Below are 204 nucleotides of genomic sequence, written 5' to 3' on the forward strand. Positions count from 1 at the left end.
TATACCTATGGTATGCTGTTTGCCAACCTGTTTGTGATCACCTTTAAAGGCGGTTTTAAAGCTATCCCAGTTGTCCATACTGATAGAGCCATAGCTTACTTTAAGTTGCTTTAAACGTGCTCTTAGCTTCTTAGCTGTTTTTAAGTCACGTTTGCCCCAGACATAAGCGACAATCTCATTAGTAGCACGGTCATAAGCGTAGAT

The 204-nt window shown here is 40.7% G+C and carries 1 protein-coding gene; it reads right to left on the reverse strand.

What is annotated here, in order from left to right; genetic code table 11:
* Positions 1-204, reverse strand: a 204-nt coding sequence (locus tag ACT3RN_RS16445; RefSeq protein WP_444518922.1) for an IS1 family transposase, incomplete at both ends; no start/stop codon positions are given.

Origin of the sequence: Psychrobacter sp. AOP5-GZ1-6 (assembly GCF_052376345.1) — a bacterium.
GTDB lineage: Bacteria > Pseudomonadota > Gammaproteobacteria > Pseudomonadales > Moraxellaceae > Psychrobacter.